Raw genomic sequence first — 25135 nt, forward strand, 5'->3', positions numbered from 1 at the left:
CCACGTTGGTCAAAAGCAAGAGCTGAGATGATACCATTCTCATCAGAGAGTTTTTCCAAACATGCACGTTTATTTTCTGTTAAAACCATTTTATACCTCTTTCACTACTAGTTGGTCATATAGGCCTTGATAGTTAGCCATATTGACATGACCGGTCATTTTTTCTTGAGCATTTAGCATACCAAGGACATTCGCCTTGGTCAGTAATTCTTGATCAGATTCTTTATGGAAAAGACCTGAAGCAATACCTGCAACAGTAGAATCGCCAGAACCAACTGGATTTACAACTTGAATTTTTGGAATATCCACTTTATAGAAAGTGTCCCCGTGTTTTGCAAAGGCACCATTAGCACCTAAGGAAACAATAATCCACTCAATTCCTTCAAATAGGGACTCTTGAAGAACCTCTTTTAATTCATCCAAGTCTTTAGAAATTTCTCTACCCAAAAGTTGAGACAATTCTTCATTATTTGGTTTGATAACCGTTGGTTTATGTGGAGATTCAAGAACCGCCTGAAGTGCAGCTCCTGAACAGTCCAAGACAACAGGTTTACCAGCTTGGTTAGCAAGTTCAACCAGACTAGCATAATAGTCAACAGGAAGTCCTGCTGGTAGACTACCTGAAATGGCTACTACCTCTACAGTTTCTAAAAGTTCCTTGAAATGAGCCAAGAAATCTTGACCTTCTTGTTCTTGAACTTCAGGACCTTTTTCTAGGATTTCTGTTTGATTTTCTCCATGTAGAATTGCGATACAGTTACGGGTTTCTCCTTGGATAGAGAAGAAACGTTTGCTTACTTTATCATCAATATTTTCAACTAGAAAATCACCAAGTTTACCACCAACAAGTCCTGTTGCGACTACGGAGTCACCAAATTCTGATAGGACACGAGTAACGTTAAGACCTTTACCACCAGCCGTTTTAGTGACATCCACCACACGGTTGACAGTGTCAATTTTCAATTCATCCAAAGGATAGGAAATATCGATGGATGGGTTCATTGTGACTGTTAAAATCATGAGTCACCTCTTAGTCGTGGTATTCACCGCGATCCCATTTTTCAAGGAATTCTGTAAAGAAGTTGGCATCTGTTTGATGATCGTTATGAGTTTCAACGTGTTGGATTTTAGCGATCAATTTTTTATTTTCTTCAGATGGTTTGTATTCAGCGTTGATGAAAGCTTCAATGATATCGCACATAAGCAATTCACCAGTGATTTTACCACCAAATCCGATAACGTTGGCATTCAATTGTTCCTTAGCGTAAAGAGCTGTTGTCATATCACGAACCAAAGCAGAACGAACACCTGGAACTTTGTTAACAGCGTTATTGATACCTACACCAGTACCACAGATACATACACCAAGATCAGCTTGGCCACTAACTACTGCTTCACCAACTTTTTTACCAAAGATTGGGTAGTGAGTACGAGCGTGGTCATAAGTACCAAAGTCGATGACTTCATGTCCTTTTGATTTCAAAAATTCTGAAACCGCCATTTTTTCATTTGTTACGATGTGGTCACATCCAATTGCAATTCTCATTTTTATCTTACCTTTCTTTCGTTATAAAAATTAGCACATTTTGTTCAACATGTCGACACGAATCTGGTGACGACCGCCGTCATACTTACCATTTACAAAGCCTTTAGCGATGTTCTTAGCCAATTCGTCACCAACGAGTTGAGCACCCATCGTAATCATACGTGAGTTGTTGTGACCACGAGTCATATAAGCTGAACGTTCGTCAGAGACCTCTGCAGCAACCATTCCTTTAATTTTTGTTGCGACCATAAATGGACCAGCACCATAAGCATCAATCACGATACCCAAGTTTTGTTCTTCTTTTGTAACTTCAGCAGCGACTGCAAGGGTTACGTCGACAAAGTCTTGACCTTCAGCTGTAACATCCACAACATGGAAGTTTTCTTTTTCTAGGAAGTCTTTCACAACTTCTTTCAATCTCAAACCTGCAGCATCTGCACCAATAACAATAGACATATTGTATACTCCTTTTTTATATAGACCAGTAAAAATTTTTGGGTTCTGGAAAGAAAATGACCATTACCAAGTAGTTACTGGTAGTTTTTGTTGACTATTTTAGTTTAAGAATGATTTATCTAATCACTCTTTGTAACTTCTCCTTGGAGAAATTGGAAGAATAACTTGTTAAAACAAACACAAATTGTTCTTTATAAACATAATATACTACTATTGTTTAAAAAAGTCAACAGTTTATGTTTGTTTTTGTTTATTTTTTAGAAAATTTCTATATCAAAACCAATTTGATCACTTTGACCTGGATTTAAGATTCGAACATTTTTCTTATATTCTAGATGATCGCCCTCTTCAAGTGATGTTGACAAACCTGACCAAGGTTCCAAAGCAAGGAAAGGACCTTTATTGAGTGTTGACCAAACGATAAGGTTTGGAAACTCTTTAAAATCTAGTTTCAACCCCTTATCATGCTTACGTGACCGTAAGGAAACAGAGCGAGAGGCTAATTCATCTAATGTCACAGCATCATAGCTAAAGAAATCATAGTTTAGATCCAGTTCCTTTTGATTTGTTAACCAGCTACTTCTATCTTGAAAATCTAACATTCCTGTTTCTGGGAATGGCTTAGGAACTGTACAAGTTTCTGGCTTTTCAAATTCAAGATAGTAGTCTTCATAAGTCTCATCATCAAATAAAGGACAGTTAAATCCAGGATGTCCACCAATAAAGTAAGGCATTTTCTTATCTGTTTCCTTATTGGTAACTTGATACTGTGTTCGAATAGTCTTTCCAGTAACAGTATAAGTTATTTCTAGACGAAAATGATAGGGATAATTCTCATACATTTCTTGGTCATCTTCGATAGCAAAGGTGACAGAGTTCTCTGTTTGTTCCACTAATTCAAATTCTTTTTTTCGAACCAATCCATGACGTGGAATTTTACCTGTTACTTGACTACCATCTGCTTGATCATATAAGACAGTATCATTTCTAACGGATCCACAAATTGGAAATAAAACAGGTGCTTGTCCACTCCAGTAAGTTGGATCTCCCTGCCACAAATACTCCATTCCATCTTTGTCTTTTATTGAAGAAAGTGCACCACCAAAAGTTTGAAACTGTACACTTAGCTGTTCTGTTTTTAATTCAATCATTAGAATTACCTCCATTTATTTAAGGCCTAAAAAACTAGGCTGTCGACTCCAGATTTGGAAACTGACAACCTAGTTTTTACAATTTACATTTTTAGGAGCGAATTATTTTGCGTTTGCTGCGTATTCTTCATTACGTTTGATCATTTGTTTTCTGTACCATGCAAAGATACCAACGTAGAATACTAGGAATACTAATGCGCCAAGGATTGCTTTGATATCACCAGTTGTAGCGTTACCAATTGCCCAACCAAATAGTTTTTCGATTGGTCCTTCAAGAGTTGAGTGAGTAATCAATTGAGTTTGGCTTACACCTTCTGGGAAGGCACCTACACCTTTAGCAAGTTCAGTAGCGAATGGTGCGATAAGTGTACCTGAAAGAAGGAAGAGTGGCAACAAGAGGGTTCCGAAGATAATCATACGGAGCAATTTACCACGAGTAACTACCAAGAGAGCTGGAGTTACACCCATTGCGATGATACCAGCTAGTGGCAAGATACCATTTCCGACATTTGAAAGAAGCACTGCTTCAACCAACATGATTGGGGCAAGTACGTTGGCACAAGCCCAGATTTCAGCACGACCAGCGATAAATGGCCAGTCAAGACCGATGTTGAATTTACGTCCTTGAAGACGTTTAGTAGCAACGTTTGTAATACCTTGTGAAAGTGGTTCTACGGCTGCGATAAACCATGAACCGATCAATGAGAAGAGCTCCAAGCAGACACCGGCAGTCAAACCAAGTGACAACCAACCTTTAATAACAAGTTCCCATTTATCAGCACCTTCAACACCAGGAACTGGATGTGGAGTTCCCATCAAACCGATAACGATACCAAGGATGAAACCGATGAAGAATTTAGATCCCCAGAAACCGATTCGTTTATTCAATTTAGCAGCGTCAAAGTCGTATTTATCAAGACCTGGGAAGAGTTTATCAAAAATCTTATCCAAAACCATGATAACTGGGTTCATCATGTAGTTCATGTGAGTTGAAGTCATTGGTGATGAACTTGGTGCGTTAAGAAGGTCATCAAATGTTGGTTTCATCAAGTCAGAGTTGATGATTTTAAGAACCCCAACAAGAACAACTGCTGCAGTCGCGATGAAGAGTGAAACTCCTTGGCTAACTCCATTGTTGTCAGCGTACCATTTGATCAAAAGACCTGTGATAGACAAGTGCCAGATATCAAAGATATCGACGTCAAGTGTATCAGTTTTCTTCATTGCAAGCATTACAATGTTGACGATCAACATCACAAGCAAGAAGTAAAGTGTCCAAGCTGAACCCCAAGTGATTGTAGCAAGTGGTGCCCAACCAACGTCGGTAATATTCAATTGAATACCAGTGTTTTCAACGAATTTTGCAAGAGACGCTGAGAAAGCACCATTTAACATACCGATGATAGCACCGATACCAGTAAGAGCGATGGCAAGTTTGATACCACCTTCAAGCGCTTTGGAGAATTTCACTCCAAAAAGTAGAGCCAATAATGTCAAAATGATCAGCATGATGATCGGTCCACCCATTTCCAAGATAGGTTTGAACAGCTTATTGGCTAGTTCGATAATGATATCCATAATTTTCCTCCCTTTATTTTTATGGAATATTTACAAATTAATAATTAGCTTAGACCATGTTCTTTGATAGCTGCTTCAATATTGTCATAAACTGGAGCGCTCATAGCTGGAATACGGAACAAGATTGGTCCTGCTTCAACAACTGGGATACCTGGTTCAAAACCTAAATCAGTAGCAGCGATTGGTGTGAAGATATCATAACCTTTAATCAAGTCTTCATTGACATCTTTTACCATAACAGCATCACATTGAACATCGTACCCACGGTTAGAAAGTTCTTCTTCAAGAGCACTTTTAATTTGGTGGCTTGAGTTAACACCTGCACCACAAGCAGCAAGAATTTTAATCATTTGGATTTCCTCCGTTTTTATATAAAAATTATTAACAAATTAAGCAGTCGCTTCTGAGATATATTGGAACAAAGCTTCAGGTTCCGTAATCTTAGACAGCGCTTCAAGATGACCATTGCCTGTAAAGAAGTCCATCAACTGTGCAAGAATATTTGTTTGACTTGAACTTGAATTGTTGATGATAAAGAAGAGTAATGAGACTTCTACTTCCTTATCAGGGGCAATCATATTGTGGAACGTTACTGGTTTTTCCAGACGAACCACGACAACATTTTCAGTTAGATTATGAATTGTATCAGTATGAGGAATAGCTACGTTAGGCAAATCCTTCCCTAAAAACTCCATATCCAAACCAGTTGGGAACGATTTTTCACGTTCAATCAAGGCCGAACGATAGGTCTCTGTAACAACTTTCTTTTCTTCCAATAGGGTTGCAACTTGATCGAAAAGTTGCTCTTGATTATCTGCTTCTAAGCAAAAGACTAAGTCTTTGTCAAAGAAATGATCTAATCCCATGACCTTCTCCCTTCATATTTAACTTTTATGGTACAAGTATAACATTATATGAAACCGTTGTCAATGTTTTTTTGTTGTATTTTGTTCGATTTTTATTGTTTACGTTTTAAACATTTGCTAATTTCAAACATATTTTTTATAAATTTCTTAATAAGTAAAACAAAAAACAGGAATGACTCCTGTTTTCACGATTTTAACTTTTTTATTGGTCCAACTTTCTTCCACCATTGGAAGGAGATTTTTTAATACCTCTAGAACACCTTCAAGAGAAACATATCTAAACTTACCATCATCGGATTTAAATACCCAGATAATTAAATATTTACCATTTTTAGCAATACAGTTTACTACGTAGGCCTCATAGCCACCGATAGTTGATTTTGACCCCCATACCTTGGAAAAGTCTTGACTTTTCTGTTTAGATTCATAAATGCTCGTTGAAATTTGAACAGTTTCTAGCGCTGCATATTCGCTTTCACTAATACCAAACTGTTCTGGTTTAAAAGTATTGAGAGTTACAATGTTGACATCCGTTCCATCACAGTACTGAATGTCATCTCCACCTTCAATTTCTTTGAAATGAACCCATGATTTAGGAATTTTCACATATCCATAACCATCTGAGCCTACTATTTGAGTTTCTTATGTCTGGCTAGATAAGAAAGGCGATGATTAAGTGCCACTGGGCCGGACGTGATTTGCAACCACGAAAAAAAGCCTCAGCATTCGCACTGCTGGTGCTTTTTCATTGCTCATGGCTTAGAAAACTATCACTTTTTCGCAGAATCCGTATAACACATTTACGGAGCAGGTGCAAGAAAATGCGTTTTTTGAGAGGTTCTGACTAAAAATACGTCTATTTATTTTTTATTGTTTTTTATTGTAAAGTAGACCCAACCGAATGAACATAGGTTGTAGAAAGCAAATGAAAAAACTGCAAGGATGATAGATCCTGTATCTAAATAACCTCTTTCAAGACCGTTTTTCAACAACAACAAGCCTGTAGTTTCGACAACGATCAAACATAAAAATATATAAAAAATTTTCACATTAAGCATATTGTTACCGCTTTCTTTTTATTTGGTTTTATTATATAATAAAAGTTTAAAAAAATCAAAAAAACATAACCACCCATCTAACGGCTGGTTTGCACCAGAACGCTATAAGCCCAAATTACCAGCCAGCGCCTAAAGACGCTGGCTTTCACCTTGTTCAAGCCTCATTGCTCTTGACTCGTCACTTGCCTCTTAAAGAGTCTTACCACTATCCCTAAAGGGATCCTCATATTATTTTATACTCAATTTATCTAGTGATAGATCATGCTTTACTTATTTTCAAATTTTCATACTCGTTTAGAAATCATCCACTGGATAATTTATTCACTCTTGAATATATTTCTTAATTGTGGCTTCATTAAGCTCTACTGTACTCACATAATAACCTTCCGCCCAGAAATGTCGATTCCCAAACTTGTATAGTTGATTGAAATAAGATATGAACAAAGAGATTAAGAAAGTCAAATCAATTTCTAAAAATGTTTTAGAATCTGTAGTATACTATTCTAAGTTCAATCTGCTATACTTGAGGTTGGCGCGTTTGTCAAACATTAAGAAAAGAGGCTGGGCAAAAAATCTTTAAAATCAGAAAAACGCATAATATCAGGTGTTGAAAACCTTGATACTATGCGTTATATTTTTTTCATTTTCGGAGAAAATTGACTTTTTACCCAGCCACTTAAAAAATCATTATTTTATATTTATCTTATTTTTTCTTGAGATCTCAACTATTCTTCATCCATACTCAAGACGCTGAGGAAGGCTTCCTGAGGCACTTCTACAGAACCGATGGCTTTCATGCGTTTCTTACCAGCTTTTTGTTTTTCGAGAAGTTTACGTTTACGTGAAACGTCACCACCATAACACTTGGCAAGAACGTTCTTACGAAGGGCCTTGATATCTGTACGAGCCACAATCTTATGTCCAATTGCTGCTTGGATTGGAACTTCAAACTGTTGACGAGGAATGATTTTCTTGAGCTTATCAACGATGAGTTTTCCGCGTTCATAAGCAAAGTCCTTGTGAACGATGAAGCTGAGGGCATCCACCTTGTCTCCATTGAGAAGGATGTCCATTTTGACCAGCTTAGATGGACGATACTCTGACAATTCGTAGTCAAAGCTAGCGTAACCACGTGTCGAAGACTTAAGCTTATCAAAGAAGTCGAAGACGATTTCAGCCAGTGGAATTTGATAGATAACATTGACACGATTGTCATCAATATAGTCCATAGTCACAAAGTCCCCACGCTTGCGTTGAGCTAATTCCATTACTGCTCCGACAAACTCCTGTGGTACCATAATCTGAGCCTTGACATAAGGTTCTTCAATGGTCGCAATCTTAGTTGGGTCTGGGAATTCTGATGGATTTGACACATCCATAGACTCACCATCAGTCTGATTGACCTTGTATATAACGGATGGTGCAGTCATGATCAAGTCAATGTTGAACTCACGTTCCAAACGTTCCTGAATAACATCCATATGAAGAAGGCCGAGGAAGCCACAACGGAAACCGAATCCAAGAGCTTGCGATGTTTCAGGTTCAAACTGAAGACTAGCATCGTTCAACTGCAATTTTTCAAGGGCTTCACGTAGGTCATTATACTTGTTTGACTCAATTGGGTAGAGACCCGCAAAAACCATAGGATTCATCTGCTTGTAACCATGTAAGGGCTCAGCCGCAGGATTAGTTGCCAAGGTAACGGTATCACCCACACGAGTGTCCTGAACTGTCTTGATAGATGCAGCGATATATCCAACGTCACCAGTCGCAAGGAAATCACGACCAACTGCTTTTGGTGTAAAAATACCGACTTCGGTCACATCAAAGGTCTTACCATTGCTCATGAGCTGAATCTTATCGCCAGGTTTAACCACTCCATCCATGACACGTACTTGGAGGATAACCCCACGGTAAGCATCGTAAACTGAGTCGAAAATCAAGGCCTTAAGTGGCGCCGTCACATCACCCGTTGGTGCTGGCACTTTTTCCACGATTTGCTCGAGAATTTCTTCGATACCAATACCAGCCTTGGCTGAAGCCAATACTGCTTCACTGGCATCCAAGCCAATGACATCCTCAATCTCTGTACGCACGCGCTCTGGATCCGCAGCAGGCAGGTCAATTTTGTTAATGACTGGCATGATTTCCAAATCATTGTCCAAGGCTAGATAAACATTGGCAAGGGTTTGAGCCTCAATCCCTTGAGCAGCATCAACCACCAAAATAGCACCCTCACAGGCAGCTAGCGAACGTGAAACTTCATAGGTAAAGTCAACGTGTCCTGGTGTGTCAATCAAGTGGAAAATATAGGTATCACCATCTTTAGCAGTATAATTCAGCTCGATAGCATTGAGTTTGATCGTAATTCCACGTTCTCGCTCTAGATCCATGCTGTCCAAAAGTTGAGCTTGCATTTCACGACTTGAAACCGTCTCTGTTTTTTCCAAAATGCGGTCTGCTAGAGTCGACTTCCCGTGGTCAATATGGGCGATAATAGAGAAGTTACGAATCTTCTCCTGTCGTTTTTTCAATTCTTCTAAGTTCATCATTCTCTTCCTTTCAGGGTATCTATTAATTATAAATTGTTTTTAACATTTTGACAAGACCATACCCTGTTAGGAGTACTAATCTTCAGCAACAAAGCCGTCATTTTCAATGAAGTAATGTTCTGTCATACCTTGGTCGGTAAAGACAATCCCGTGAAGAACACCGCCGTAGACAGCCCCTCCATCCATTCCAATCTTACCGTCTTCTGTTATCCAGAGTTCAGATGTGCCAGGTTTTTGATCCAACAAACCATAGACTGGTGTATGACCAAAGACAATGGTTTTTCCAGTATGATTTTCGGCTTCGTGGAATGGTTTTCTAAGCCAAACTTTCTTGTAATCTGTCGTTTCATGCCAATCATCCAAAGTCAAATCAATACCAGCATGTACAAAGATATACTTGTCTGTCTCTACCACAAAAGGCATTTGACGAATAAATTCGACTAAGTTTGCTGCTTCAGTCTCGACACGCTTAGCATCTGCTACTCCATCTACTGGTGCATCTAGAGGACGCCCTAAAATGGAATTAATGGTTGTATCCCCACCATTACGACGATAGTGGTCATAGCTTTCTTCAGGATTATCCAGCCAAGTCAAAAACATGTACTCGTGATTTCCTGATAAGCAGATAGCTCCTTGCTTTTCTACCAAATCCTTGACCATTTCAAGAACACGGAGGCTATCTTCTCCTCTATCAATCAAATCTCCAAGAAAGAGTAATTGAGTCTTGCCATCCCATGTTTTAAGTAAGTCTTCTAACATTCCAGCTTTTCCGTGGACATCACCAATTACATAATAGTCTGTCATTTATTTCTCCTTACTTTGTAATAATTCTCTCGCTTGAGTCAATGCTGCTTCTGTCACATTCTCTCCAGCCAACATCTTAGCGACTTCTTCAATCCTTTCTTCAACTGTTAACAAGCGAACAGTTGAAACGGTTGAATGCTCATTGCTAATCTTTTCGATGAAGAACTGATAATCTGCGATAGCAATAACTTGAGGAAGGTGAGAAATAGCTAATACTTGACCGTGCTGTCCAATTTTGTGAATTTTTTGTGCGATGGCTTGAGCTACACGACCTGAAACTCCCGTATCCACCTCATCAAAGACGATACTGGTCTTGCCTTCCTTACGAGAAAAAGCGGACTTGATAGCTAACATGAGACGAGACAACTCTCCACCAGAAGCTACTTTTACTAAAGGTTTAAAATTTTCTCCAGGATTGGTTGAAATGTAAAATTCAACACTTTCATTACCTTCACGACTGAATTTTCCTTGACTAAAACGAACTTGAAATTGTGCTTTCTCCATGTAAAGGTCTTGCAATTCTTGCTTGATTTCAGCTTCTAAGTCCTGCGCTATTTTATGGCGAGCCTGAGCAACTTGACCTGCTAGGTCCACAAGATTTTTTTCAAGTTTCTTGAGTTCGATTTCCATATCTTCAGAAGATAGATTATTTCCTGTTAGAAGATTGTATTCGTCTGTAATCTTGGCAAAGTATTCAAGGACATCATCTACACTACTACCATACTTACGGGTAATGGTGTGAATTAAATCTAGTCGGCTTTCAACCTGCATCAAACGATTACCATCAAAATCTAAATCATCAATAATGGATTCCAAGCGCTTGGTGATATCTTCTAGAACATAATAGGATTCAGAAAGGGAGCTTGAAATCTCACGATACTCTGGATCAAACTCTTCAAGACTTTCCATATCATTCATAGCCGAACGAACATTTGCAAGGCTTGAAAATTCTTCATTATCAAGCATACTATAAGCATTTGTTAAAGTATCGGCAATATGTTTATGGTTCAGTAGTTTGTCTCTTTCTTGATTGAGAGTAACATCTTCACCAGCTTTCAAATTAGCTGCTTCAATCTCAGCCATCTGAAATTCCAACATCTCAATTCGCGCCTTGTGTTCTTGCTGATTTTTTTTGATGTCAAGCACTTGCTTTCGCATACGACGATAGTTGTCAAAGCTCGCCTGATATGCTTCTTTTAATTCAAAGAAAGAAGTATCCCCAAACTCATCCAACATCTGGATGTGTCGATGAGGACGCATTAATTCTTCTTGGTCATGTTGACCATGGATATCAACTAGCTGTTGACCAATTGTCCTTAATACTGAGAGATTAACCATCTGTCCATTGACACGACTGATGCTTCGGCCGTTTTGTAAAATTTCACGACGAATAATGATTTCATCACTCAATTCTAATCCTTGTTCATCAAAAATTTCTTCTAGCGCGCGATTACTTTCAATTGAAAAAAGACCTTCAATTTCTGCTTTGGGAGCCCCATGACGAATAACCTCTGTTGTAGCTCGAGCTCCTAACATCATATTCATAGCATCAATAATGATTGATTTACCCGCACCTGTTTCACCAGTTAAAACTGTCATCCCTTGTTCAAAATTCAGAGAAATTGATTCGATGATAGCAAAATTTTTAATCGAAATTTCCAGTAACATATAATCCTACCAATTTTTAACTTGCTCAAAAATATCCTTGGCTGTTTCTTCACTTCTCAATACCATCAAGATGGAATTATCATCAGCAATACAGCTAAAAATTTGGTCAGAAAAAACAGCCATCAACTGACTCTTAACGAAAACAGTATTTCCTGGAATGACTTGCAAATTGATCATATTCCCCATGCGTTCAGCATGAATAATATTGTTTTCTGCCAATTGCAAGCTTCTAACGATTGATTTTGGTAATTCATAAATGTAAGTATTGTCTTTCAATGGAATTTTTACAATACCTAATTCTTTAATATCTCGGGAGACTGTTGCTTGAGTAGCAGAGATACCAGCTTCTCTCAAGTGTTCAACGATTTCTTCCTGTGTGCCGATTTGATAATCTGTAACAAATCTTCTAATCTTCTCAAGTCGCTCTTTTTTATTCATCTTTAAATTCTCTATGTGCTTTCTCCACTATTTTTTCTATTTCAGAAGTAACCTGATTGATTGCGTGATCTTCTTTTCGCAAATAGGCTAAAAACTCGATATTCCCATGACCACCTTGAATAGGAGAATAGTCCAATCCTAAGACTGAAAATCCTTCATCAACTGCCATTTTAGTAACTGATTCTAAAACATTTTGGTGAACCTTGGCATCTCTGATAATTCCATTTTTACCAATCTGTTCTCGACCAGCCTCAAATTGAGGCTTAACTAGAGCCACAACCTGACCTTGATCGGCTAAAACACGGTGTAAGGCTGGCAAAATAAGGCCTAAGGAAATAAAACTGACATCGATACTTGCGAAACTTGGTTCCTGATTAAAGTCGCTCTTTTCAGCATAACGGAAATTAAACTGCTCCATACTGACAACACGAGGGTCTTGGCGTAATTTCCATGCCAGTTGGTTAGTACCAACATCAACTGCAAAAACTTGTTTAGCACCATTTTGCAACATGACGTCCGTAAAACCTCCAGTTGAAGCTCCGATATCAATGGTCGTTTGTCCCTCAACTGATAGATCAAAAATATCTAGCGCCTTCTCAAGTTTCAAGCCACCACGACTAACATACTTAAGTTTCTCGCCCTTGAGTTTCAACTCTGTATCATCAGGAATTTTTTCTCCTGGTTTATCAAATCGTTCGCCATTTATAACAGCGACTACCAAACCAGCCATAACACCTCGTTTGGCTTGTTCTCTCGTTTCAAATAAACCTTGTTTGTAAGCTAATACATCTACTCTTTCCTTAGCCATTGATTCTCAAACTTTCTACTATTTTCACAATTGGTTCCTTATCAAAGCTCACAACTCGGCTAATCTCTTCAAGTTTCGCATTAGCTTGATCCAAAGTTTGATTGCAAAACGCTATCGCCTGATCTAATCCCAACAAAGCAGGGTAGGTTGACTTTTCGGCTTGCAAATCTTTCTGGGGTGTCTTACCGATTTCCTCAAAACTTGCTGTTACATCAAGGACATCATCTCTCACTTGAAAAGCAAGTCCAATCAGTTCTCCAACAGTTTTAAGTTGATTTTGAAGATTTTTATCTAATTCAGCAATGATTCCAGCTGCTTGAAAAGGGAATGCTAAGAGCTTACCCGTTTTATTAGCATGGATTGTTTGAAGGGCTTCTAGGCTCAACTGCTGACCTTCACCTTCCATATCCAATACTTGACCAGCTACCATTCCCATACTACCAGAAGCAAGTGATAAATTAGCTATTAAATCAACCTTTGTTTGACTCGGCAAATCAGCTTGAGCAATTAAAGCATAGGGATCCAAAAAGAGGGCATCGCCTGCTAAAATAGCTAGGGCTTCACCAAATTTCTTATGATTGGTTAAACGACCTCGACGGTAATCATCATCATCCATTGCTGGAAGATCATCATGAATCAAGCTTCCTGTATGAATCATTTCAAGCGCCGCTGCAACTTGTGCATGCCCATGTGTAATGGAAAGTTGAAGGGACTCCAAAACTTCTAAAAGTAAATAAGGACGAATCCGTTTACCACCTGCATGTATGGAATAAAGAACGGCATCTCTTAAATTTGATGCAAATTGTTGGTCTCCATAAAAGTCTTCAAGAGCTGACTCGACCAAAGCTAATTTTTCCTGCTTGTTCATAGAAGTTCACTTTCTGTTCCATCTTCTTGCATGACTTTAACCAAGGTCTTTTCAGCCTTATCAAGTGTTGCCTGCAATTCTTTGGATAAGAGCATTCCTTTTTGAAAAGCAGAAATAGCATCTTCCAAAGCAATTTCACCATTTTCTAAGCTTTGAACAATAGTCTCAAGCTCTGCTAGATTTTCCTCAAATTTCTTTTGTTTTGACATCTCTTACCTCTAATTCTACTTGACCGTCCCGCATCAACAGTGATACTTGGTCATTTTCTTTCAAATCTTTCGCAGAAGCCACTACAACTTCTCCTTTTTTGACAATTGCATAACCTCTGGCTACAATTCGACTAGTATCTAGCATAAGGAGAGCTTCTGATAGACGTTTTACTTCTGCTACTTTTGCATCATAGGTCACAGCCATCTGGCTACGCATTAGTTTTTGCAGTTGGAAAATACGATCCTGATAACGCTGGATTTTAATAATTGGTGATAATTGTTCCAAACGGTGGACTTGTTCTTGCACCTTTTGTTGATTACGAACCAATTCAGCATTCAATCCTTGCTTCAGTCGCAGCTGTAACTGATCCAAGCGTTGTAGATAACCGTCATATAAACGCTCTGGTTGTCTGAAGATGACCGATTGACTTAGGATTCTCAAAGCTTCTTGTTTCTTTGACAAGGTATGCTTAACCGCTGTAGTCATGCGTTTTTCTTGATTCTGAAGATAGGTCAAAAGATCTAACTTAGTTACTGGTGTAGCGAGTTCAGCAGCAGCTGTCGGCGTTGCCGCTCTCTTATCAGCAACAAAATCAGCCAAGGTGACATCTGTTTCATGACCTACACTCGAAATAATCGGTAAACGAGATTCAAAAATTGATCGAACTACAATTTCTTCGTTAAAGGCCCAAAGATCTTCAATGGAACCTCCCCCACGACCAATAATCAGAACATCTAAATCCTCACGTTCATTGGCTCGAATTATATTACGAGCAATTTTCTCTGCAGCACCCTCACCTTGAACTTTTGTAGGATATAAGACAATTTCCACACCAGGGAAGCGTCTACTGACTGTAGTAATGATATCTTGAATCACAGCACCACTTCGACTGGTCACCACACCTATTTTTTTTGAAAATTGTGGTAAAGATTGTTTAAATCGCTCTTGAAACAAACCTTCTTCTGCCAGTTTCTTCTTAAGTTGTTCAAATTGGATAGCTAAGGCACCGACACCATCTGGTTCAGCTTTTTCAATGATGATCGAATAACTTCCACTTGGCTCATAGACTTGAACACGACCAACCACATTGATCTTCATCCCTTCTTCCAAATCAAAACCTAGTTTCTGATAAATACCTGACCAAATGGTTGCCTGAATAACCGCTCGGTCATCTTTAAGAGAAAAATACTGATGGGTTGGACGCTTACGGAAGTTAGAGACTTGACCAGTTAAATAGACCCGTTCCAAATAGGGGTCTTTATCGAATTTCATTTTTAAATACTTGGTCAAAGTTGTAACCGATAAATACTTTTCCATCTCTACCTCCTTCTTTTCTCTAGTTTTTCCTGGGTATTATTATACCAAAAATATGCTTAAAAATCTTTATTTTCAACCTAGATTAGTGAAAATACAGAGAATTTATGTGTTAAATAATTTCTTAAAAGTTTTGCCCCTTTTATGCCCCCTGAACAGAAAAAAAGCCCTTCGGATAAAATCCGAGGGGCTTAAAACGTTGTTAAATCAACGACCGAACTTTTGAGTTTCAAGGTTCGGGATAAAATAGTTCACTGAACTATTTTATTTTTTAAGGTTGTAGAATGATTTCAATCCACGGTATTCAGCTACTTCACCAAGTTGGTCTTCGATACGAAGCAATTGGTTGTATTTAGCGATACGGTCAGTACGTGAAAGTGAACCAGTCTTGATTTGTCCTGCGTTTGTTGCAACTGCGATGTCAGCGATTGTTGAATCTTCAGTTTCACCTGAACGGTGTGACACAACGGCAGTGTAACCAGCTTCTTTAGCCATTTCGATAGCATCGAATGTTTCAGTAAGAGTACCGATTTGGTTAACTTTGATAAGGATTGAGTTAGCAGCGCCTTCAGCGATACCTCTTTCAAGGTAAGCAGTGTTTGTTACGAAGAAGTCGTCACCAACCAATTGAACTTTACCACCAAGACGTTCAGTAAGAGCTTTCCATCCATCCCAGTCGTTTTCGTCCATACCATCTTCGATAGTGATGATTGGGTATTTGTTTACCAACTCTTCAAGGTAGTCGATTTGTTCTGCAGAAGTACGAACAGCAGCTCCTTCACCTTCGAATTTAGTGTAGTCGTAAACTTTACGTTCTTTATCGTAGAATTCTGATGATGCACAGTCAAATCCGATAAATACGTCTTTACCTGGAACATAACCAGCAGCTTCGATAGCAGCAAGGATAGTTTCAACACCGTCTTCAGTTCCTTCGAAACGAGGAGCAAATCCACCTTCGTCACCTACAGCTGTTTCAAGACCACGAGATTTAAGGATTTTCTTAAGAGCGTGGAAGATTTCAGCACCCCAACGAAGAGCTTCTTTGAATGTTGGTGCACCAGCAGGTACGATCATGAATTCTTGGAAAGCGATTGGAGCATCTGAGTGAGAACCACCGTTGATGATGTTCATCATTGGAGTTGGAAGAACTTTAGTGTTGAATCCACCAAGGTAGCTGTAAAGTGGGATTTCAAGGTAGTCAGCAGCAGCACGAGCTACAGCGATAGACACACCAAGGATTGCGTTTGCACCCAATTTACCTTTGTTAGGAGTACCGTCAAGTGCGATCATAGCACGGTCGATAGCTTGTTGGTCACGTACATCGTAGCCGATGATTGCTTCAGCGATGATGTTGTTTACGTTGTCAACAGCTTTTTGTGTACCAAGACCACCGTAACGAGATTTGTCACCATCACGAAGTTCAACTGCTTCGTGTTCACCAGTAGAAGCTCCTGATGGAACCATACCACGTCCGAAAGCACCTGATTCAGTGTAAACTTCTACTTCAAGTGTTGGGTTACCGCGTGAGTCTAGGACTTCGCGAGCGTAAACATCAGTAATAATTGACATTTTTTACTCTCCTTATTGAGTTAAATTTTTTACACCTCTATGATACCTTAAAAAGACTCCTTTTTCAAGGAAAAACGTTATCTTTGTGCAAATTTTCCTTAAGTTTATAAAGTAATCGCTTTCTTTTATCTGTTTTCTCCTTTATTTTATGATATACTATTTTTATGACTGATGTATCAAAACAAATCCTAGAAAAGGCTCATGGCGGGCTTAAACTAAATCCAGATGAACAGAGACGTTTTCTCGGAACTTTCGAGGAAAGGGTCCTTGGCTATGCAGACCTTGAAACAGCTAATGATGATAAATTTCAAAAGGGTTATGTATCTATTTTAGTGAGTCTAAAAAAAGAAACTGAACCTCTTTTTGTCAAAATTTCTCCTCGGGTAGTATTTGAAAAACAGGTCTATTATTTAAAACAAGCCAAAGATGCTGACTGCCAAGCGACTATCGTTTCAGAAGATCACAATTCATCCCCTTTTGGCTTGATTATTCATAGTGATGCTCCTGTTCAAATAAATGAAAAAGACCTTAAAAAGGCCTTTTCAGACTTGTGGCAAGAAAAAGAGACCAAAGCTCCTACTTCTCTTTGGAAAAAATGGTTTGGTTAATGCTTCTTCAAAGCTAAGATCTGACCAATGTTTGTAGCTGTATTTTCTAAATAGATAGCTGCATTTTTTAGACTGTCTTCCAGAGGTTCACTTTTTTCTAGTATAGAAAAGGCTGCAACGAGATTTTCAAATGGTAAGGGTGGTAAATCCTCTGATAGACTCCCACAAATAGCAATAACTGGAACACCATTTGGTGTTCTTTTTGCTACACCGATTGGAGCCTTGCCAGCTAAGCTTTGAGTGTCTAATCTACCTTCACCAACGATGACAAGATCTGCATCCGCAACTTTCTGATCAAAACCGATTAGATCTAAACAAGTGTGAATACCAGAAACAATTGTTGCTCCAGCAAAAGCACATAAGCCAGCTGCAATACCGCCGCCTGCTCCAGCTCCTTCCAGCTTTAAGATTTCAGAGGCAACTTTACGATAGAAACTTTCAATAGCAGAATCAACTTCATGAAATTGAGCTGGATTTAAGCCTTTTTGCTTCCCAAATGTATATGTAGCTCCTTGTAGGCCACAGAGAGGATTGGTCACATCTGCTAATATTTTAATTCGTACATCAGAAGGAATAGATATAACTTTCTCCTTTGAGATATCAGTAATTTCAAACAAGGACTGGCCACAAGCCTCAAGTTCCATTCCATTTTCATCATAAAACTGATATCCGAGTCCTGAGGCAATTCCAATACCACCATCGTTAGTGGATGTACCACCGACTCCGATATAGATTTCTTTCATCCCTTGCTCTATTAAATGCAGGATTAGTTGACCAATTCCCTTTGTTTGAATCTTCAGGGGATTTCTTTTTTCAATAGGAATTTTAGCAAGGCCTATCAAATCCGCAACTTCAAATAAAGCGAGAGTTTCTTTATAAACATAAGGCATTTGCACCTCTTCTCCAAAGGGGCCTGTCACCAAAGCAGTGTTTTCTATAAGACCAAGTGAATTTTTAATGGCATCTACTGTTCCTTCTCCTCCATCGCCAACAGGTAAGAGCAAACATTTCGATTCAGGTAGAACCTTTTTAAGGCCTCGTTTAATAGCTTTAGCTACTTCACTTGCAGGGAGACTCTCCTTAAAAGAGTCAGGTGCTATAACAATTTTCATACACTCATCTTTCTAATCAAAGGAAATCTATCAGATTCAATACTTTTGTTAAATTTCTATCTTCAATTTGAAGGGGAATTTCCTCTTTCACGATTTCTTTGGCACAGAAGCCAATGCCGATTCCAGCTCTCTTCAACATTGCTAAATCATTAGCTCCATCTCCAATAGCAATTGTTCTATCAATTGGTACCTCTAATTCATCAGCCCATCTTACTAGGGTTTCTTTTTTAACTTCTCTGCTGATAATAGGACCAACAAGATTTCCAGTTAAATGACCATCTCTGATTTCCAGTTGATTAGCAGCAAATAATGAAATTCCTAAATCTTTTGCTAATCTTTCAACAACAGGTGTAAATCCACCTGAAACTAGACCCACTTCTATCTGATTTTTTTGCAGAGTGTTAATAAATTGCGCAGCATTTTTACTAAGGTGTAGTTCATGATAAATCTTATCAAAAGTATCTACAGATAGTCCTTGTAATAAAGAAACACGTTTTCTCAGGCTTTCTTCAAAATCTAGTTCTCCCCTCATAGCTTGGGCAGTCAGTAGGGCTACTTCTTCTTCACACTCTGCCTCTTTCCCCAATAAATCAATAACTTCCTCTTCTATCAGTGTCCCATCAACATCCAGTACACAAAGTCCTCTAGTTTTACACATATAACTTCCTTACTTTTTTCATTTCAAAAAAGAGGTTGGGACAAAAGATCCCGACCTCACTTTTTATTAGCAATCAAACTTTGACGCGGTTGCTGATTGAACTTTTTGTTCGTCTTTTAGACTCCAAAAAGCTCCTAATCATCCTCGCGGGGCTGGGACTACGAAATCGAGACTTTGTCTATCGATTTCTGTCCCACCGCCTTTTAACTATTTAATTTGCTAAACTGTGGTACAAATCAAGATATGACTTGCAGGCTGTATCCCAAGAGAAATCACATTCCATAGCCTGAACTTGCATGTTTTTCCATACGTCAGGATGGTTATGATAAACGTCCAAAGCAGTTTGCAATGCCCAGTTGAGCCAGTATGGAGTTAGGTTGTTAAAGCTAAAGCCTGTACCTGTTCCTTCAATTGGATTAAAGGCTTGAACAGTATCTCTAAGTCCACCCACCTCGTTTACTAAAGGAAGCGTACCATATCTCATGGCCATCATTTGTGAAAGTCCACACGGTTCAAAGCGACTCGGCATGAGGAAAATATCACACGCTGCATAAATCTCTTGAGCTAATTTCACATCGAAAGTAATATTGGCAGAAAGTTTTTCTGGGAATACTTGACTAAACCAAGAGAAGGCTTGTTCAAATCCTGGATCTCCAGTACCCAAGAGAACAATTTGAATATCCTCTTGAAGCATACGATGCAGGCTTTCAACCACCACATCAAAGCCCTTCTGACGAGTCAAACGTGACACGATACCAATCATTGGAACATCTTGACGTACTGGAAGACCAACTCTTTCTTGAAGTTTCGCTTTATTTTGAGCTTTTCCTGACAAATCAGTTTTATTAAAATGATACTCGAGTAAAGCATCCGTCTCTGGATTGTATAAATCAGTATCAATACCATTAACAATACCAGAAACCTTACCAGATTCCATACGAAGAATCTGATCAATACCGCAACCAAATTCTGTAGTCATGATCTCATAAGCATAGCTCGGTGACACGGTTGATACACGATCTGCATAGAGAATACCTGCCTTCATCCAGTTAAGACAATCATTCCAACGAACTGTTCCATCAGCATAGCGCTCAAATCCAACCCTGAACAAGTCCCAAAGCATGCTTTCAGAGAATTGACCCTGAAATTCCAAGTTATGAATGGTCAAAACAGTCTTGATTCCTTGGTAAGCTTGAATCCATCTGTATTTTTCTTTTAACAAGAACGGAATCATTGCTGTATGGTAATCATGAGCATGGAGGACGTCAGGTATGAATCCAATACGCTCCATAGCTTCAAGGGCAGCAAGTTGGAAGAAGGCAAAGCGTTCACCATCATCGAAGTCTCCATAAACATGTCCACGGAAGAAATAATATTGATTGTCAATGAAGTAGAAGGTAACACCATTTAGAACTGTTTTCTTAATTCCACAAAATTGTCTCCGCCAACCAACATAGACTTCGAATTGAAGGACATCTTCAATCTGATCACCAAACTTGGCTTCTACCATGTCATAGTAAGGTAAGATAACAGCAACCTCATGCCCAGCTTTTACTAATGATTTTGGAAGTGCTCCGATAACGTCTCCCAATCCACCTGTTTTTGAAAAGGGAGCGCCCTCTGCTGCTACAAATAAAATTTTCATGAAAGGACATCCTCTGTTACTTTTTCGCCTTTTTTGATGACAACAGGGTTTTCTGCTGTACCTCGAATAACAACTCCCTCAGCTATTTCAGCACCCTTATCGATAATTGCATACTCAACTTGTGCACCTTTTCCAACGACAACACGAGGGAAGATAAGAGACTCTTTAACCAAGCTGTCTTTATTGATACGAACATTACGCGAAATAATAGATTTATCCACTTCACCTTCAATGATACTACCAGAAGCAAATTGAGAGGTGTTCACTTTTGAACCAGATGCGTAGTAGGTAGGTTCTTCGTTTTTAACTTTAGTATGAATCTTTTGATTTGGAGAGAACAATGAGTAGAATTTATGCTGATCAAGCATATCTAAATTAGCTTGATAGTATGTTTCTACTGAATGAATATTTGCTAGGTAACCTGTATATTCATATGCAAAAGCACCTTCTTTGGCTGCCAAATCACGAAGAACATAACGTAATTTTTCTGGATATTCTTTTTGAGCTTCTTCTTCCAAACGTTTAATCAACCATTGAGTGTCTACAACAAAGATATCTGTCGACATGTTGTAGTATTCTTGGTTTGATTTTTTATCAAAGAGTTTGTGAGAAAGCACGTGGTCAGTTTCATCGATATCAAGGATTGCATTTACTTCTGAAATGTCCTTCTTAGGCAATTTCTTATAAACTACCGTGATTGGTGATTTTGTTGTATTATGCAAATGGAAAACTTGATTGAGATCGATATTCACCAAAACATCACAGTTCAAGGATACTGTTTGGTCTGAACCTGAACGTTTTAAGTAAGTTAAGAGTTGTTGATAGTACTCTTTACCAACTGTACTGCTTTCTACACGAGTATTGTAGATTCCAAGATAGTAGTGGCTAAGAAGGGTATTCAAACCCCACTCACGTCCTGAACGAATATGGTCAAATACAGAGCTGATGTTATCTTGTTGGAAAATTCCAAAGATACTACGAACGCCTGCATTAGCTAAACTTGAAAGCGGGAAGTCAATCAAACGATACTTTCCTCCAAATGGCAAACTTGCCACTGGACGGTTACTTGTCAAGGTTGACATATCATGGAAACCAACGGTATTTCCTAAAATGGCTGAATATTTATCAATCTTCATCTGTTGCTACCCCCACTACTTCGTTATATCCGACTACTTGTACTTCTTCTGTACCATCAATTTCAACACCATCGGCAATAATTGCACCTTCACCGATGATTGCACGTGTAATTTTAGCACCTCTACCGATAACTGCTCCACTCATGATGACAGAATCAACAACTTCTGCTCCCTTACGAACTTGAGCAGTTGTAGAAAGAATAGAGTGTTTCACTGTACCATTTACGTAACAGCCGTCCACTACAAGAGAGTCTTCTACCTGAGCGAATTCTCCAAGGAAGTTTGGTGGAGCGATAAGGTTACGAGAATAAATTTTCCATTGACGGTTACGGCTATCTAGAGCATTTTCTGGAGAGATGTATTCCATATTTGCTTCCCAGAGTGATTCGATAGTACCAACGTCCTTCCAGTATCCATTGAATTCATAAGCATAGACACTTTCACCAGTTTCAAGATAGTTTGGAATAACGTTTTTACCAAAATCTGACATATCAATATTAGCCTTTTCAGCTGTAACTAGCATATTGCGAAGTCGTTTCCAATCAAAGATATAAATACCCATTGATGCCTTAGTTGATTTTGGTTCAGCTGGTTTTTCTTCAAATTCGACAATACGATTATTAGCATCTGTGTTCATAATACCAAAACGGCTAGCTTCTTTTAGTGGTACATCCAAGACAGCAACTGTCAAGCTGGCATTATTGTCCTTGTGTGATTGGAGCATATCATCATAGTCCATCTTGTAGATATGGTCACCTGAAAGGATCAAAACATACTCAGGATTGATGCTGTCGATATAGTCGATGTTTTGGTAAATGGCATGACTTGTACCTTCAAACCAACGGTTCCCCTCACTTGCAGAGTAGGGTTGAAGGATAGAAACTCCGGTGTCAATACCATCTAGACCCCAACTAGAACCATTACCAATGTGGCTATTGAGAGCTAGTGGTTGATACTGTGTGATAACCCCAACATTATGGATACCAGAGTTGGCACAGTTTGAAAGAGCGAAGTCAATGATACGGTAGCGCCCACCAAATTGCACGGCAGGTTTAGCAATGTTTTGAGTGAGTTTACCGAGACGAGTTCCTTGCCCACCGGCAAGGATTAAAGCTAGCATTTCATTCTTCATTTTCTACTCCTTTTTGAGTTTTATTAGCGACTTTCTTAGTAGGTTTTATGCGACGTTTGATTTTCCAAATACTTGCTCCCATAGCTGGCAAGGTAAATGTCAAAGTCTGCTCATAATCCTTCCACAATCCTTCTTGAGTTTGAACTGTTTGGTTATGCTCTTTCCACACACCACCCCATTGTTCTAACTCTGTATTCCAAATTTCTTCATAAATCCCTGCAACTGGAAGACCAATTGTAAAATCAGGACGTTCAACTGGTGCCATATTGAAGATACAGACTAGCATCTCGCCTTTCTTGCCCTTACGGATAAAGGAAAGAACACTCTGATCTCTATTATCCGCATCAATGATTTCAATACCATCATAACTTGTATCAATTTCCCAAAGACAACGGTGATCTTTATAAAGCTGATTCAACTGTGATGTAAAGTATTTCATCTTGGCATTCATCGGATCTTCTAGGTTAGACCACTCCAATTGCTCTTCGGATTTCCACTCTAGGAATTGACCAAACTCACTACCCATGAAGAGTAATTTCTTACCAGGGTGACAAATTTGATAAGTGTAAAGGTTTCTCAAACCAGCAAATTGATTGTAACGATCACCCCACATCTTATGCATCATACTCTTCTTACCGTGGACAACCTCATCATGTGAGAATGGTAGGAGATAATTTTCATTAAAGACATACATGAAGCTGAAGGTCACAAGATTAAAGTCATACTTGCGATAAATGGGATCTTCTTCGTAGAAACGTAAGATATCATTCATCCAACCCATGTTCCACTTGTAGTCAAATCCAAGTCCACCCATTTCCTTCATGCCAGTAATCTTGGTACCTGAAGAAGACTCTTCTGCAATCATCATAACATCCGGATGAGCAAGTTTAATCACATCGTTCAAACGTTGTAGGAAATAATAGCCTTCATAGTTGAGATTGCCACCGTCTTTATTTGGGGTCCATGGAGCATTGTCATAATCTAGATAGAGAATATTACTTACAGCGTCTACACGAATACCATCTAGGTGATAGAAATCAATCCAGAACTTAATGCTAGAAATCAAGAAAGATTGGACTTCATTTTTTCCAAGGTCGAAGTTAAGCGCTCCCCAACCATAGTTGTTAGCCTTATTATGATCTTGGTATTCAAAAGTTGGTGTGCCATCATAGTATGCCAAAGCATCATCATTGATGGTAAAGTGACCTGGCACCCAATCCACAATTACACCGATATTGTTGATGTGACACTCTTCAACGAAGTCTTGAAACTCTTCTGGACGACCATAAGCATGCTCTAAAGCGAAGTAACCCATGAGCTGATAGCCCCAACTCAATCCAAGAGGATGAGACATCAAAGGCATAAACTCGATGTGAGTATAGTTCATCTCAACAAGATAGGGGATGAGCTCTTCTTTAAGTTGAGCAAAGCTATAAGGTGTCCCATCAGGATTTCTCTTCCAAGATCCTGCATGCGCCTCATAGATATTGACCGGTCTTTCGAAAAATCTCCAACGTTTTCTACGAGCTAACCAGAGACCGTCCTTCCATTTTTTCTCAGGTATTTCTGTTAAAACAGCTCCTGTTCCCGGACGAGCTTCATAGCGTACTGCCAAAGGATCAATCTTCATAAGCTGATGACCATTAGCACGAGTAATATGATATTTATAAATATGCCCCTCTTGAGCTAAAGTTGTAAAAACTTCCCAAACTCCAGATTCATTACGAACCATGGGGATTTGATTTTCAAGCCAGTTAGTAAAATCACCAACTAGATGGACAGCCTGCGCATTTGGCGCCCAGACACGGAATGTATAACCATACTCACCGTCTCTTTCGTCACGATGCGCTCCCAAATAGTGCTGAAGATGAAAATTTTCGCCACTAGTAAAAGTTCTTAAAGCCTCAAATTTATCCATTGAATCCCCCTTTTATTGTAAGCGTTTTCTATGTCTTTAT

General features: G+C 38.9%; 23 protein-coding genes and 3 pseudogenes. 1 reads left to right on the plus strand and 25 read right to left on the minus strand.

Features of this window, described 5'->3' with window-relative positions; all coding sequences use genetic code 11:
* From HMPREF2805_RS11670 to eno, 19 genes and pseudogenes are all read right to left on the minus strand, one after another.
* A pseudogene (locus tag HMPREF2805_RS11670) lies at nucleotides 1-89 on the minus strand (tagatose-bisphosphate aldolase); the annotation flags it as partial.
* A gap of 1 nt (nucleotide 90) precedes the next feature.
* Nucleotides 91-1020 (minus strand): tagatose-6-phosphate kinase, encoded by a 930-nt coding sequence (locus tag HMPREF2805_RS04585; RefSeq protein WP_075227660.1) that lies wholly within the window; start codon nucleotides 1018-1020, stop codon nucleotides 91-93.
* A gap of 10 nt (nucleotides 1021-1030) precedes the next feature.
* Nucleotides 1031-1546, minus strand: a complete 516-nt coding sequence (lacB, locus tag HMPREF2805_RS04590; RefSeq protein ID WP_001216925.1) for a galactose-6-phosphate isomerase subunit LacB — start codon at nucleotides 1544-1546, stop codon at nucleotides 1031-1033.
* Between the two features lie 30 nt (nucleotides 1547-1576).
* A complete protein-coding gene (gene lacA, locus HMPREF2805_RS04595; protein WP_075231584.1) occupies nucleotides 1577-2002 on the minus strand; it encodes a galactose-6-phosphate isomerase subunit LacA in 426 nt (141 codons plus the stop codon).
* A gap of 257 nt (nucleotides 2003-2259) precedes the next feature.
* Entirely contained in the window at nucleotides 2260-3153 is an 894-nt protein-coding gene (locus HMPREF2805_RS04600; protein ID WP_075231585.1) for an aldose 1-epimerase family protein, read from the minus strand.
* Between the two features lie 102 nt (nucleotides 3154-3255).
* Nucleotides 3256-4731 (minus strand): PTS galactitol transporter subunit IIC, encoded by a 1476-nt coding sequence (locus HMPREF2805_RS04605; RefSeq protein WP_045763399.1) that lies wholly within the window; start codon nucleotides 4729-4731, stop codon nucleotides 3256-3258.
* A 44-nt stretch (nucleotides 4732-4775) separates the two neighbouring features.
* A complete protein-coding gene (locus HMPREF2805_RS04610; RefSeq protein WP_000590576.1) occupies nucleotides 4776-5081 on the minus strand; it encodes a PTS sugar transporter subunit IIB in 306 nt (101 codons plus the stop codon).
* Nucleotides 5082-5120: 39 nt separating this feature from the next.
* The gene (locus HMPREF2805_RS04615; RefSeq protein ID WP_000521965.1) at nucleotides 5121-5597 is read right to left on the minus strand and encodes a PTS sugar transporter subunit IIA; all 477 of its coding nucleotides are present in this window, start codon (nucleotides 5595-5597) and stop codon (nucleotides 5121-5123) included.
* A gap of 147 nt (nucleotides 5598-5744) precedes the next feature.
* Nucleotides 5745-6239: pseudogene (locus HMPREF2805_RS04620) on the minus strand (hypothetical protein); the annotation flags it as partial.
* Nucleotides 6240-6979: 740 nt separating this feature from the next.
* Nucleotides 6980-7081 (minus strand): annotated as a pseudogene (locus tag HMPREF2805_RS10640) (transposase); the annotation flags it as partial.
* A 299-nt stretch (nucleotides 7082-7380) separates the two neighbouring features.
* The gene (gene lepA / locus HMPREF2805_RS04630) at nucleotides 7381-9204 is read right to left on the minus strand and encodes a translation elongation factor 4 (protein ID WP_075231587.1); all 1824 of its coding nucleotides are present in this window, start codon (nucleotides 9202-9204) and stop codon (nucleotides 7381-7383) included.
* 78 nt (nucleotides 9205-9282) lie between these two features.
* Complete coding sequence (locus HMPREF2805_RS04635; RefSeq protein WP_075231588.1) at nucleotides 9283-10011, minus strand: metallophosphoesterase family protein; 729 nt, start codon at nucleotides 10009-10011, stop codon at nucleotides 9283-9285.
* Complete coding sequence (gene recN, locus HMPREF2805_RS04640) at nucleotides 10012-11679, minus strand: DNA repair protein RecN (RefSeq protein ID WP_075231589.1); 1668 nt, start codon at nucleotides 11677-11679, stop codon at nucleotides 10012-10014. It abuts the gene before it with no gap.
* A 6-nt stretch (nucleotides 11680-11685) separates the two neighbouring features.
* Entirely contained in the window at nucleotides 11686-12117 is a 432-nt protein-coding gene (locus tag HMPREF2805_RS04645) for an arginine repressor (protein WP_075231590.1), read from the minus strand.
* The gene (locus HMPREF2805_RS04650) at nucleotides 12110-12925 is read right to left on the minus strand and encodes a TlyA family RNA methyltransferase (RefSeq protein WP_075231591.1); all 816 of its coding nucleotides are present in this window, start codon (nucleotides 12923-12925) and stop codon (nucleotides 12110-12112) included. The genes HMPREF2805_RS04645 and HMPREF2805_RS04650 overlap by 8 nt, the downstream gene beginning before the upstream one ends.
* The gene (locus tag HMPREF2805_RS04655; RefSeq protein ID WP_075231592.1) at nucleotides 12918-13793 is read right to left on the minus strand and encodes a polyprenyl synthetase family protein; all 876 of its coding nucleotides are present in this window, start codon (nucleotides 13791-13793) and stop codon (nucleotides 12918-12920) included. The genes HMPREF2805_RS04650 and HMPREF2805_RS04655 overlap by 8 nt, the downstream gene beginning before the upstream one ends.
* On the minus strand, nucleotides 13790-14002 hold the full coding sequence (locus tag HMPREF2805_RS04660) for an exodeoxyribonuclease VII small subunit (RefSeq protein WP_075230269.1): 213 nt from the start codon (nucleotides 14000-14002) through the stop codon (nucleotides 13790-13792). The genes HMPREF2805_RS04655 and HMPREF2805_RS04660 overlap by 4 nt, the downstream gene beginning before the upstream one ends.
* Nucleotides 13980-15320 carry an exodeoxyribonuclease VII large subunit gene (gene xseA / locus HMPREF2805_RS04665; protein ID WP_075231593.1) on the minus strand — a complete coding sequence of 447 codons (1341 nt, stop codon included), beginning with the start codon at nucleotides 15318-15320 and terminating at the stop codon, nucleotides 13980-13982. The genes HMPREF2805_RS04660 and xseA overlap by 23 nt, the downstream gene beginning before the upstream one ends.
* A gap of 261 nt (nucleotides 15321-15581) precedes the next feature.
* Entirely contained in the window at nucleotides 15582-16886 is a 1305-nt protein-coding gene (gene eno, locus HMPREF2805_RS04670; RefSeq protein ID WP_000022825.1) for a surface-displayed alpha-enolase, read from the minus strand.
* A gap of 164 nt (nucleotides 16887-17050) precedes the next feature.
* Here eno and HMPREF2805_RS04675 point away from each other — a divergent pair, with 164 nt between their 5' ends.
* Nucleotides 17051-17494, plus strand: coding sequence for a DUF1694 domain-containing protein (locus HMPREF2805_RS04675; protein WP_075231594.1), 444 nt, complete (start codon nucleotides 17051-17053; stop codon nucleotides 17492-17494).
* Here the strand turns inward: HMPREF2805_RS04675 and HMPREF2805_RS04680 are convergent.
* The 6 genes from HMPREF2805_RS04680 to glgB form a co-directional block, all read right to left on the minus strand.
* A complete protein-coding gene (locus tag HMPREF2805_RS04680; RefSeq protein WP_075231595.1) occupies nucleotides 17491-18606 on the minus strand; it encodes a glycerate kinase in 1116 nt (371 codons plus the stop codon). The two genes, HMPREF2805_RS04675 and HMPREF2805_RS04680, sit on opposite strands and share 4 nt — an antisense overlap.
* Before the next feature lie 16 nt (nucleotides 18607-18622).
* A complete protein-coding gene (gene serB / locus HMPREF2805_RS04685) occupies nucleotides 18623-19264 on the minus strand; it encodes a phosphoserine phosphatase SerB (RefSeq protein ID WP_075231596.1) in 642 nt (213 codons plus the stop codon).
* A 211-nt stretch (nucleotides 19265-19475) separates the two neighbouring features.
* Nucleotides 19476-20909 carry a glycogen synthase GlgA gene (gene glgA, locus HMPREF2805_RS04690; RefSeq protein ID WP_075231597.1) on the minus strand — a complete coding sequence of 478 codons (1434 nt, stop codon included), beginning with the start codon at nucleotides 20907-20909 and terminating at the stop codon, nucleotides 19476-19478.
* Nucleotides 20906-22045, minus strand: coding sequence for a glucose-1-phosphate adenylyltransferase subunit GlgD (glgD, locus tag HMPREF2805_RS04695; protein WP_075231598.1), 1140 nt, complete (start codon nucleotides 22043-22045; stop codon nucleotides 20906-20908). The genes glgA and glgD overlap by 4 nt, the downstream gene beginning before the upstream one ends.
* Complete coding sequence (locus tag HMPREF2805_RS04700) at nucleotides 22035-23177, minus strand: glucose-1-phosphate adenylyltransferase (RefSeq protein ID WP_075231599.1); 1143 nt, start codon at nucleotides 23175-23177, stop codon at nucleotides 22035-22037. The genes glgD and HMPREF2805_RS04700 overlap by 11 nt, the downstream gene beginning before the upstream one ends.
* Complete coding sequence (gene glgB / locus HMPREF2805_RS04705) at nucleotides 23167-25095, minus strand: 1,4-alpha-glucan branching protein GlgB (protein ID WP_075231600.1); 1929 nt, start codon at nucleotides 25093-25095, stop codon at nucleotides 23167-23169. Before glgB ends, HMPREF2805_RS04700 begins: the two co-directional genes overlap by 11 nt.
* Nucleotides 25096-25135 lie beyond the last annotated feature (40 nt).

This window comes from Streptococcus sp. HMSC034E03, from assembly GCF_001811505.1.
Taxonomy (GTDB): Bacteria; Bacillota; Bacilli; order Lactobacillales; family Streptococcaceae; genus Streptococcus.

Bases quoted from the DNA above. Each gene is read 5' to 3' on its own strand.
- glgD (WP_075231598.1), bottom strand. From the start codon at position 22,045: ATGAAGATTGATAAATATTCAGCCATTTTAGGAAATACCGTTGGTTTC.
- HMPREF2805_RS04675 (WP_075231594.1), top strand. From the start codon at position 17,051: ATGACTGATGTATCAAAACAAATCCTAGAAAAGGCTCATGGCGGGCTT.
- eno (WP_000022825.1), bottom strand. From the start codon at position 16,886: ATGTCAATTATTACTGATGTTTACGCTCGCGAAGTCCTAGACTCACGC.
- HMPREF2805_RS04645 (WP_075231590.1), bottom strand. From the start codon at position 12,117: ATGAATAAAAAAGAGCGACTTGAGAAGATTAGAAGATTTGTTACAGAT.
- HMPREF2805_RS04680 (WP_075231595.1), bottom strand. From the start codon at position 18,606: ATGAAAATTGTTATAGCACCTGACTCTTTTAAGGAGAGTCTCCCTGCA.
- HMPREF2805_RS04600 (WP_075231585.1), bottom strand. From the start codon at position 3,153: ATGATTGAATTAAAAACAGAACAGCTAAGTGTACAGTTTCAAACTTTT.
- HMPREF2805_RS04610 (WP_000590576.1), bottom strand. From the start codon at position 5,081: ATGATTAAAATTCTTGCTGCTTGTGGTGCAGGTGTTAACTCAAGCCAC.
- HMPREF2805_RS04605 (WP_045763399.1), bottom strand. From the start codon at position 4,731: ATGGATATCATTATCGAACTAGCCAATAAGCTGTTCAAACCTATCTTG.
- lepA (WP_075231587.1), bottom strand. From the start codon at position 9,204: ATGAACTTAGAAGAATTGAAAAAACGACAGGAGAAGATTCGTAACTTC.
- lacA (WP_075231584.1), bottom strand. From the start codon at position 2,002: ATGTCTATTGTTATTGGTGCAGATGCTGCAGGTTTGAGATTGAAAGAA.
- glgB (WP_075231600.1), bottom strand. From the start codon at position 25,095: ATGGATAAATTTGAGGCTTTAAGAACTTTTACTAGTGGCGAAAATTTT.
- HMPREF2805_RS04615 (WP_000521965.1), bottom strand. From the start codon at position 5,597: ATGGGATTAGATCATTTCTTTGACAAAGACTTAGTCTTTTGCTTAGAA.
- HMPREF2805_RS04650 (WP_075231591.1), bottom strand. From the start codon at position 12,925: ATGGCTAAGGAAAGAGTAGATGTATTAGCTTACAAACAAGGTTTATTT.
- HMPREF2805_RS04585 (WP_075227660.1), bottom strand. From the start codon at position 1,020: ATGATTTTAACAGTCACAATGAACCCATCCATCGATATTTCCTATCCT.
- glgA (WP_075231597.1), bottom strand. From the start codon at position 20,909: ATGAAAATTTTATTTGTAGCAGCAGAGGGCGCTCCCTTTTCAAAAACA.
- xseA (WP_075231593.1), bottom strand. From the start codon at position 15,320: ATGGAAAAGTATTTATCGGTTACAACTTTGACCAAGTATTTAAAAATG.
- HMPREF2805_RS04655 (WP_075231592.1), bottom strand. From the start codon at position 13,793: ATGAACAAGCAGGAAAAATTAGCTTTGGTCGAGTCAGCTCTTGAAGAC.
- HMPREF2805_RS04635 (WP_075231588.1), bottom strand. From the start codon at position 10,011: ATGACAGACTATTATGTAATTGGTGATGTCCACGGAAAAGCTGGAATG.
- lacB (WP_001216925.1), bottom strand. From the start codon at position 1,546: ATGAGAATTGCAATTGGATGTGACCACATCGTAACAAATGAAAAAATG.
- HMPREF2805_RS04700 (WP_075231599.1), bottom strand. From the start codon at position 23,177: ATGAAGAATGAAATGCTAGCTTTAATCCTTGCCGGTGGGCAAGGAACT.
- recN (WP_075231589.1), bottom strand. From the start codon at position 11,679: ATGTTACTGGAAATTTCGATTAAAAATTTTGCTATCATCGAATCAATT.
- HMPREF2805_RS04660 (WP_075230269.1), bottom strand. From the start codon at position 14,002: ATGTCAAAACAAAAGAAATTTGAGGAAAATCTAGCAGAGCTTGAGACT.
- serB (WP_075231596.1), bottom strand. From the start codon at position 19,264: ATGTGTAAAACTAGAGGACTTTGTGTACTGGATGTTGATGGGACACTG.